Annotated in this window: 11 protein-coding genes; 10 read left to right on the top strand and 1 reads right to left on the bottom strand. The window is 67.3% G+C overall.

The window, feature by feature from the left end; translation table 11 throughout:
- Positions 1-1189, top strand: a 1189-nt coding sequence (gene ilvA / locus Q0O05_RS09740) for a threonine ammonia-lyase, biosynthetic (RefSeq protein ID WP_293662535.1), incomplete at its 5' end; no start/stop codon positions are given.
- Positions 1190-1253: 64 nt separating this feature from the next.
- On the opposite strand, the gene Q0O05_RS09745 is transcribed toward ilvA, so the two are convergent.
- A complete protein-coding gene (locus tag Q0O05_RS09745) occupies positions 1254-1736 on the bottom strand; it encodes a general secretion pathway protein C (protein WP_293662536.1) in 483 nt (160 codons plus the stop codon).
- Between the two features lie 57 nt (positions 1737-1793).
- Between Q0O05_RS09745 and gspG the strand changes: the two genes are divergently transcribed.
- From gspG to gspD, 9 genes are read left to right on the top strand one after another with little or no spacing between them, the layout of a single operon-like run.
- Entirely contained in the window at positions 1794-2249 is a 456-nt protein-coding gene (gspG, locus tag Q0O05_RS09750; protein WP_293662538.1) for a type II secretion system major pseudopilin GspG, read from the top strand.
- Positions 2227-2700 carry a prepilin-type N-terminal cleavage/methylation domain-containing protein gene (locus tag Q0O05_RS09755; RefSeq protein WP_293662539.1) on the top strand — a complete coding sequence of 158 codons (474 nt, stop codon included), beginning with the start codon at positions 2227-2229 and terminating at the stop codon, positions 2698-2700. Before gspG ends, Q0O05_RS09755 begins: the two co-directional genes overlap by 23 nt.
- 23 nt (positions 2701-2723) lie before the next feature.
- A complete protein-coding gene (gspI, locus tag Q0O05_RS09760; protein WP_293662540.1) occupies positions 2724-3098 on the top strand; it encodes a type II secretion system minor pseudopilin GspI in 375 nt (124 codons plus the stop codon).
- Positions 3098-3733, top strand: a complete 636-nt coding sequence (locus tag Q0O05_RS09765; protein WP_293662542.1) for a prepilin-type N-terminal cleavage/methylation domain-containing protein — start codon at positions 3098-3100, stop codon at positions 3731-3733. The genes gspI and Q0O05_RS09765 overlap by 1 nt, the downstream gene beginning before the upstream one ends.
- A gap of 11 nt (positions 3734-3744) precedes the next feature.
- On the top strand, positions 3745-4710 hold the full coding sequence (gene gspK / locus Q0O05_RS09770) for a type II secretion system minor pseudopilin GspK (protein WP_293662544.1): 966 nt from the start codon (positions 3745-3747) through the stop codon (positions 4708-4710).
- A 7-nt stretch (positions 4711-4717) separates the two neighbouring features.
- On the top strand, positions 4718-5953 hold the full coding sequence (gene gspL, locus Q0O05_RS09775; RefSeq protein ID WP_293662546.1) for a type II secretion system protein GspL: 1236 nt from the start codon (positions 4718-4720) through the stop codon (positions 5951-5953).
- Positions 5950-6453 carry a type II secretion system protein GspM gene (gene gspM, locus Q0O05_RS09780; protein ID WP_293662548.1) on the top strand — a complete coding sequence of 168 codons (504 nt, stop codon included), beginning with the start codon at positions 5950-5952 and terminating at the stop codon, positions 6451-6453. Before gspL ends, gspM begins: the two co-directional genes overlap by 4 nt.
- A 26-nt stretch (positions 6454-6479) precedes the next feature.
- A complete protein-coding gene (gspN, locus tag Q0O05_RS09785; RefSeq protein WP_293662550.1) occupies positions 6480-7310 on the top strand; it encodes a type II secretion system protein N in 831 nt (276 codons plus the stop codon).
- 51 nt (positions 7311-7361) lie between these two features.
- On the top strand, positions 7362-9467 hold the full coding sequence (gene gspD, locus Q0O05_RS09790; RefSeq protein ID WP_293662552.1) for a type II secretion system secretin GspD: 2106 nt from the start codon (positions 7362-7364) through the stop codon (positions 9465-9467).
- Positions 9468-9471 lie beyond the last annotated feature (4 nt).

Below are 9471 nucleotides of genomic sequence, written 5' to 3' on the forward strand. Positions count from 1 at the left end.
CCTGCAAAAAACAGAGGGCATGACCTTTGTGCACCCCTTTGACGACCCCGACGTGATTGCCGGCCAGGGCACGGTGGCCATGGAAATCATGCGGCAGGTGCAGACGCTGGGCGCCGACAAGGCCGCCAAGTCCGGCCACAAAACCGGCAACAAAACCGGCCCGGGCATCGACGCGGTGTTTGTGGCCATTGGCGGCGGCGGGCTGATTGCGGGGGTAGCGAATTACATCAAGGCGGTGGCGCCGGGCGTGAAGGTGATCGGCGTTCAGATGAACGACTCGAACGCGATGATTCAGTCGGTGGACGCGCACGCGCGGGTCACGCTGTCCGACGTGGGGCTGTTTTCCGACGGCACGGCGGTCAAGCTGGTGGGCGAAGAAACCTTCCGCATTGCCAGCGACCTGGTGGACGCCTATGTGACGGTGGACACCGACGCGGTGTGCGCGGCCATCAAGGATATTTTTGTGGACACCCGCAGCATCGTGGAGCCGGCGGGCGCGCTGGCGGTGGCGGCTATCAAGCAGTACGTGGCCGAGCACAAAACCAAGGGCGAGACCTATGCCGCGATTTTGTGCGGCGCCAACATGAACTTTGACCGCCTGCGCTTTGTGGCCGAGCGGGCCGAGGTGGGCGAAGAGCGCGAGGCGCTGTTTGCGGTGACTATTCCCGAAGAGCGAGGCAGCTTCCGGCGCTTTTGCGCGCTGATTGGTGACTTGCCCGGCGGCACGCGCAACGTGACCGAGTTCAACTACCGCATCAGCGACGCGGCCCGTGCCCACGTGTTTGTGGGCCTGACGACCCAAAGCAAGGGCGAGTCGGCCAAGGTGGCCAAAAACTTCGAGAAAAACGGGTTCAAGACTCTGGACCTCACCCACGACGAGCTGGCCAAAGAGCACGTGCGCCACATGGTGGGCGGTATCTCGAGCCTCGCGCAAGACGAGCGGCTGCTGCGCTTTGTATTCCCCGAGCGGCCGGGCGCGCTGATGAAGTTTTTGAGCCTGATGCAGCCGGGCTGGAATATCAGCCTCTTTCACTACCGCAACCAGGGCGCCGACTACGGCCGCATTCTGGTCGGAATGCAGGTGCCGGCCGCCGATGACGCCGGTTTCGAGAAGTTTTTGCAAACGCTGAACTACCCCTATGTGGAAGAAACCGACAACCCGGTTTACCGCATGTTTTTGCAAAAATGATAGCTGCCTGCGCTTAATGGGCGGGCGCTAGAGGACTAAAGTATGCAAAATTTGCGTGTAAAGACTAGGGCGCTTTTTTATCTAGCCTTGCAGCCTGCGCCGGCGGCGGCAGGGTGAGTTCTATCTCTGCGCCGCCCTGCCCCAGCACCACGCTGCGGGCCTCCAGGCGCAGCAGCGTCCAGCCATCTACCACCCCCTCACCCAGGCGCACCGGCTTGGCCGGTTTGCCATCTACCGCAATCAGGGCGCTGCCGGCCCGCGCCTGGCCCAATACACCGGAGAGTACAAATCTCGCAGCATCGGCCGAGATGTCAGCGCTTGGGGCTGAGGCTGCGCCGGCCGGGTCGACAGCACCCAGCGCCCGGGCCACGGCAGCGCTGTCTATGGCTTGCCCGCCCGCCGCGCCCGCCGTGCCGGAGGTGTCAGGCACCACCGTGTCGGCAGAGATTTCCCCATGCAGGCCCCAATACCCCACGCTGAGCGCTGCCGCCATGGACAGCGCCAAGGCAGCAATGCGCGGGGGCCAGACGGACGCTTGGGAAACCATCGCAGCATTATCATTGAACGCACTTCTATCACCGCCCCGCGCCAAGGCCGCCACACCATGTCCACCATGCTCTCTACACAACGCCTGCAGCGCAAGCTGCAACGCGCCCTTGACCGCGGTTTTACCCTGATTGAACTGATGGTGGTGCTGGTCATCATCGGCGTGCTGGCTGCGCTGATCGTGCCCAATGTACTGGACCGGGCGGACGACGCGCGCGTGACCGCCGCCAAGACCGACATCGCCAATCTCACGCAAGCCCTGAAGCTCTACAGGCTCGACAACCAGCGTTACCCCACTGCCGAACAGGGCCTGCAGGCGCTGGTGGCCCGCCCCGCAGCGGGACCTGCCCCCACCAACTGGCGGGTCTACGTTGACAAACTGCCCGCCGACCCGTGGGGCCGCGCTTATCTGTACCTTAACCCCGGCGTCAGGGGCGAGGTCGATGTGATGTCCTTCGGCGCAGACGGCCAGGCCGGTGGCGAAGGCAAATATGCCGACATCGGCAACTGGTAAGCCCGCCCCGCCGCTCAGGCCAAGACTCCGCCAGCGCGGCTTTACCCTGCTGGAGTTGATGGTGGTGGTGGCCATTGTGGCCGTTGCCACCGCCGCGGTGGCGCTCGCCCTGCGTGACACGGCGCACAACCTGCTCGACCGGGAGGCGCAATCGCTGGTGGCGACGCTGGAGTCGGCCCGAGCAGAGTCCCGCGCCAGTGGCGTGGCGCTGCGGTGGCGTGCCACGCCGCAGGGTTTTGAAATCACCGGCGGCAGCGCCCCGCGCAGGCAAGCCTGGTCGCACCCGGCCCTACAAGCACAGAGCGCCGCGCCGCTGGTACTCGGCCCCGAGCCGGTCATCGGGGCGCAGAGCCTGCGCCTGTGGAGCCGCGAGTCGCCGGGAAGCAGCCGCTGGATCCGCACCGACGGGCTGCGCGCCTTCGAGGTGCAGAACGCACCCCCCGGCCCTTGAGCCGGTCACCTCCAGCGCAGGCTATGACCCGCCCCAACACAGCCCGGTCACACCGCGGCTTCACCCTGATAGAGGTGCTGGTGGCGCTGGCCATTGTGTCGGTGACTCTGATGGCCGGCCTGCGCGCCAGCGCCACCATGACCCGCAGCACCGAGCGGCAGACCGGCCGCGTACTGGCGCAGCTGTGCGCCGAAAACGCACTGGTACAGGTCCGCCTCAGCCGGCAGTTGCCCGATGTAGGCGACACCCAACGCGACTGCCCGCAGGCCGGCCAGACGCTGCAACTGCGTCTGCTGGTGCAGCCCACGCCCAACCCCAACTTTCGCCGCATTGAGGCGCGGGTGGCGCAGGGCGGCGTGGATTTATTGCAGCTCAACACCGTAGTGGGACGGTATTGATGCGCACCGTGCGGGGCTTCACGCTGATTGAGTTGCTGGTCGCGCTCGCGGTAATGGCGCTGATGGCCACCATAGGATGGCAGGCGCTGGGCGGCATGCAGCAGGCCATGGCGGTGAACCGCAGCCACAACGACGCCGTACTGACCACCGAGGCGGGCCTGAACCAGTGGGCGGCCGACCTGAACGCGCTGGCAGAGCTGCCCACGACACGCGCCCTGGAATGGGACGGCCGCACCCTGCGCCTGACCCGCAGCAGCACGCAGCCCGGCGAGGGGGCAGTGGTGGTGGCGTGGACCCGCGCGGAAAGGGGCGGTGAGTCGCGTTGGCTGCGCTGGCAGTCGCCCCCGGTGCAGACCCGCGAGGGCTGGGAAGCAGCCTGGGCGGCGGCCAACGCGTGGAGCCAAGGGGCGCAGATTGCTGCAGGCGAGGTGTCGGTAGTCGCGCTGGCGTCGTGGCAGGTGTTTTTCTTTCGTGGAGGGACGTGGAGCAACCCGCTCTCCAGCACCGATTCGCAAGATGCATCGGTCGTTCCCGACGGGGTGCGGCTGGTTCTCAATCTTCCGGCGCCGCACCCGCTGGCCGGCGCCCTTGTGCGGGATTGGGCCCGCCCCATCTTGACCGGGGCTGCTCGATGAGGCGCCGCGGTATGCGACAGCGCGGCGCGGCGATTTTGACCGCCCTGCTGCTGATGGCGCTGGTCGCCACACTCAGCACAGCAGCGCTGAGGCAGCAGGCCCGCGCCTACGATGTGGCGGCGGCAGAGCGCGCCCGCGTGCAAGCCGCCTGGGTATTGCAGGGCGCCGCCGACTGGGCACGACTCATCCTGCGCGAAGACGGCCGCTCCGGTGGCGCAGACCATCTGGGCGAGCCGTGGGCCATCACCCTGCAGGAGGCGCAGCTGAGCAGCTTTCTGAGGGCGAGCGCAGCAAATGGCACGGGGGACGACGAGGGCGTCACGTCCAGTGAGGCCCTGCATAACGCCTATCTTTCGGGCGGCATCAGCGATTTGCAAGGTCGCCTCAACATCAACAACTTGCTGCTGGAACGCCAAGTCCACGAGCCCAGCCTGCGGGCCTTCCGGCGGCTGTTTGTGGCCCTGCAATTGCCGCAGGCAGAGCTGGAGCTGCTAGCGCTCAACTTGCGGGCAACCCAGCCCAGCGCCGAAGGCGCCCCCCCCGGCCCCAAGCCCCTGGCCCCGCAGAGTCTGGAGCAGCTGCGCTGGCTGGGTTTATCCACTCTGACGATTGCCCGGCTACAGCCCTATGTGGCGATGCTGCCCGAGCGCAGCACACTGAACATCAACACCGCGCCCCTGCCGGTGCTGATGGCGGCCATCCCGGGGCTGGACAGTAACCAGATCCAGGAGCTGCTGACGGCGCGCGCCAGATCGCCCCTTTCCAACCTCGCCGAGGCGGCGCAGGCTATCAAGGTGCCAGAAACCACGTTCAGCGAAGCGTTACACGGCGTGAGTTCGCGTTTCTTTGAGGTGCGCGCCCGCCTGCGGCTGGGCAGCTTCGTCACGCAGGAGCGCACCCTGCTGCAGCGCGATGGGCTGGTGGTCAAACCCCTGCTCAGGCAGCGTGAGGCGCCGCAGGGTGCCTCCGTACAATGAAAGCACCATGCGGACGCTATTTGTTGAGCCCCCCACGCCCCACGCTCTTGACGGTGCGGCATGGAACGACCCGCCCCCGGCCGGAGGAGATGGCACGGTGCTGGTGGTGCCGGCGGGCGCGCTGTCGTGGCACCGTGTCAACCTGCCGCCCGGCCTCTTGAGCCGCAGCGGCCAGCCCCGCACCCCCGCCAGGCTGCGCGCGGTGCTCGAAGGCCTGCTGGAAGACCAGCTGCTCGACGAGCCAGCGCAACTGCACCTCTCCTTACAAGCCCGCAGCGACTCCCCTGGCCCGCACTGGGTGGCGGTGTGCCAGCGTAGCTGGTTGCGCAGCGTGATGGACACCCTGACCCGCGCTGGTCACAGGGTGCAGCGCATCGTGCCCGAATGGGCGCCCGAAGTGCGCGAGGCTCCCAGCCCCGAAATCGAAACAGCCAACACCCTGAAACTGCCTCGCCCGCTCTGGATCACCGGCAGCGAAGACGCCGCCGAACTCGTCTGGAGCGACACCGACGGCGTGCACCGTCGAAACCTCGCCAGCCTCGCCCGAGGACCTGCCGGCGGCGCAGACGCCACCGCGGCCCTGCACCTGCCCGCCGGCTGGGCCGACCAGGCACCCCTATGGGCTGAGCCCGCCTGCGCCGCGCTGGCCGAGCGACTGCTGCGCCGCGAGGCCAAGGTTCAAGCCCGCACACAGCGCCTGCAAGCCTGCGCGGCTGCCGACTGGGACCTGGCAAGCGACGAATTTGCCAACCGCAGCGCCCGCCTGCGCCGCGCCACCGAGGCGGCACTCGTGCTGTGGCAGGGATCCGCATGGCGGCCGGCCCGCTGGGCGCTGGGGCTGTTGTGTCTGGTGCAACTGGCGGGCCTGAACGCCCAGGCCTGGCAGGCCCGGGAGGCGCTGGCCGCCCAGCGCAGCGTCATTCAGTCCGTGCTGCTCACAACATTCCCGTACACGCCGGTGGTGGTGGACGCGGCGCTGCAAATGCAACGCGCGGTCGACGCACTCGGCCCCGGCAGCGGGCAGGCCCAGAGCCGCGATTTGGAGCGTATTTTGGAAGCTATTGGTGCTGTATCGCCCGCCGAACCTGCGCCACTAGCTATGGAGTTTGTAGCGGGCGAGTTGCGGCTCGACATGTCAGAAGGGGTAGCGCTCCCCGGCAGCAGTGCGCTTATGAGCGAGGGGCTGCAGGCCCGCAGCTACCGGCTGCGCGCAGATGGCCCCCGATGGGTGGTCAGCCCATGAGCCGCTTGACACTGTGGTGGGCACGGCGGCCTGCGCGCGAGCGACGGCTGGTGGTTGCGGCGCTGGCGTTGGTGGGTGCGGCTGTGCTGTGGGTTGCCGGAATCGCGCCGGCGTGGCGCACGGTGCAGGCTTACCCCGCGCAGCGGGCCGCACTGGACGCCCAGCTGCGCACTATGCAGGAACTGCAAGCCCGCGCCGAAAGCCTGCGCGACCCAAGCGCCATCCAAGCCGCAGCCAACCCCCGTGCGCTAGAGGCCGCCCTGCGGGGCAGTATGGCCAACCTGGGCGGCCGCGGGCAGCTTCAACTCAACCACAACCAAGGCCCCGGCCTGGCGGTGGTAACCTTCCAAGGGGTGGACGCCGCAGACCTGGCCCAGTGGCTGGCCCGCACCCGCCGCGACGCGCGCATGCTGCCCTCGCATGCGCAACTCCAGCGCCAGGGCAGCGCCTGGAGCGGCACGGTCACATTCACGTTGACGGCATCGCCCGACGGGGGCTGATTTCCATGGCCTCCTCCTCGCCTTCCATGCATTCCAGGCACATGAAGCCCCGGCGCAGCCGCACGCCTTGGATATGGGCCTGCGCCGGCGCAGCGGCGGGCCTGCTGGTGGCGGCCTTGGTGTTTGCGCCGGCGCGCTGGTTGGCTCATGGTCTGGCGGGTTCCCTACATGGTTTCAGGGATGGCTCAACGTCGGCCCCCCACGCGGCGCTCACGCTGCACAAGGCGCAAGGCACTCTGTGGGACGGTAGCGCCCAGCTGATGCTGGGCAGCAGCGCCCTGCCCAGCCGGCTGGAATGGACACTGCGCCCGCAGTGGCAGGCTGATGGACCGGGCCTGGTGGTGAGCTGGACGGCGAGTTGCTGCCTGCGCCAGCCGTGGCGGTGGGATCTGGTGACGGACGGCCGATCGGCCCGAATGCGCACATCCGACCTGCCCGCAACTGAGCCCCTGCGCCTGCCGGCAGACCTGCTGAGCGGGCTGGGCGTGCCGTGGAACACCCTGCAACCCCAAGGCCAGATTGAGTTCAGCAGCCGCCAACTGGGTGCTACCGTGGGCGCGGAAGGTGTGGTGATGCAAGGGTTTGCACAGCTCGATGTGCTGGGGCTGAGCACCAGCCTCTCGACCCTGCGGCCGGTGGGGAGCTACCGGCTGGGGCTACAGGGCACCCCCGTCACCCTCACCATGTCGACGCTCGAGGGCGCGCTACGGCTACAGGGACAGGGCAGTTTGCAAGACGGACGCTTTGTTTTTGACGGCGAAGCCAGCGCCGCCGAGGGACTGGAGGACGCGCTTTCCAATTTGCTGAATATCATCGGGCAGCGCCAAGGCGCACGCTCACTGATTCACCTGGGTTAAGGAATGCCATTGCACCGTCTGCCTCCGCCACACCGCGCCGCCACAAAAGCTATGCAATTCATAGCAGCTGGCGCAGTATTGGCCTGCGGTTTGGCAGTTTTTATTCCTCAAACCTGGGCGCAAACAAGCCAAGCGGCACAGCCTGCGCGGCGCATGGAGCCGGTGACCCTGAATTTCAGCAACGCAGAGATTGAAGCCGTCGCCCGCACCATCGCCACCATCACCGGCCGCAATGTGGTGGTCGATCCACGCGTCAAAGGCACGATGACGCTGGTCTCCGACAGTCCCATGTCGCCGGCGCGGGCTTACAACCACTTTCTGGCCGTGCTGCGCACCATGGGCTTTGCGGTGGTGCAGGCCGAAGGCATCGACAAAGTCGTTCCCGAGGCCGACGCCAAATTACTGGCCGGCGGCGTGGCGGCCAGCGATGCCGGCACCGCGGGCACGCCTGGCAACCAGCTGGTCACCCAAATCATCAAGCTGCAATTTGAGAGCGCCAACAACCTGGTGGCCGTGCTGCGGCCCTTGATCAACCCGAACAATCCGATCAACGTGAACCCCGCGACCAACTCGCTGGTGATCACCGACTATGCCGACAACCTGCGCCGGCTCTCGCGCATCGTGGCGGCACTCGACGTGCCCAACGCCACCGATGTCGAGGTCATCCCCCTCAAAAACGCCAGCGCGGCGGATTTGGCGCCACTGGTTCTGCGGCTGCTGGAAAGCGCAGCCTCCGGCGGTGCGCCGGTAGCGGGAGGCGGCGGCACCGAGTCGGGCTTCAGGACCACGGTCATTGCCGAGACGCGCAGCAACGCGCTCATCGTGCGGGCGGGCAATCAGGCACGGCTGGCGCTGGCCCGCAGCCTGATTGACAAGCTCGACCAGGCGCAGTCGGGCAGCAATGGTGCGGCCGGCAATATTTACGTGGTGTACCTCAAAAACGCCAATGCGGTGCAGCTGGCCACCACCCTGCGCGCGGCCATCAGCGCCACCGGCAGCCTTGGGAACGGGTCCGGGGGCGGACAAGGGGCCGCAGGCGCGGGCAATGCCGTGGGTACGGCGGGCTCGCTCAACACCGGCAGCAGCGGCAACGCAGCGGGCGGCTCCGCGCCGCTGGGAGTGGCGGCGGCGCCCAGCACCGGCGGCCAGATTCAGGCGGACCCCGCCACCAACTCGCTCATCATCACCGCCAGCGAGCCGCAATACCGGCAGCTGCGCGCCGTCATTGACAAGCTCGACGCCCGCCGCGCGCAGGTGTTCGTCGAGAGCCTGATTGCCGAGGTCAGCGCGGACAAGGCGGCCGAGTTCGGCATCCAGTGGCAGGGTGCCTTGGGCAATGCAGGCGATGGGGTGATTGGTCTGTTGGGCACCAACTTCGGCGCCGGCGGCAAGAACATCATCAACCTGGCCACCCAAGGGGCGTCCGGCACCGTGACGCCGGGTCGGGGCGGGAACCTGGGCGTGGCCAACAAGACGAACGGTGTCTATGTGCTGGGCTTTCTGGCGCGTTTTCTGGAGGAGTCGGGCAGCGGCAATGTGCTCTCCACACCGAATTTGCTGACACTGGACAACGAAGAGGCCAAGATCGTCATCGGCCAGAACGTGCCCTTTGTGACCGGCCAGTTCACCAACACCGGCGCGAGCTCGGGTACGGTGAACCCGTTCCAGACGATTGAGCGCAAGGACGTGGGCCTGACGCTCAAAGTGAAGCCGCAAATCAGCGAAAACGGCACAGTGAAGCTGGCGATCTTTCAGGAAGTCTCCAGCGTGCTGGCCGCAACCGCCAACGCGGCCAACGGCCCCACCACTAACAAGCGCACCATCGAGTCCAACGTGCTGGTGGAGGACGGCGCGGTGGTGGTACTGGGCGGCCTGCTGCAAGACGAATACGCCGGCAGCGCGGAAAAAGTGCCGGGGCTGGCGGATGTGCCGCTGTTCGGTAACCTGTTCAAGGGCGAATCCCGCGGCCGCAAAAAGACCAACCTGATGGTGTTCCTGCGGCCCATGGTGGTGCGCGACGCCGCGGCCACCCAGGCACTGTCCAACGAGCGCTACGAGCAAATGCGCGGCGCCCAGCAGCTTGGCCAGCCCGAGCCCAGCAGCCTGGTGCCAGTGAACGAGGCGCCGGTGTTGCCCCTGCTCAAGCCCGCGCCCTAACGCC

This window comes from Rhodoferax sp. OV413, assembly GCF_945881795.1.
Classification (GTDB): Bacteria; Pseudomonadota; Gammaproteobacteria; order Burkholderiales; family Burkholderiaceae_C; genus Allorhodoferax.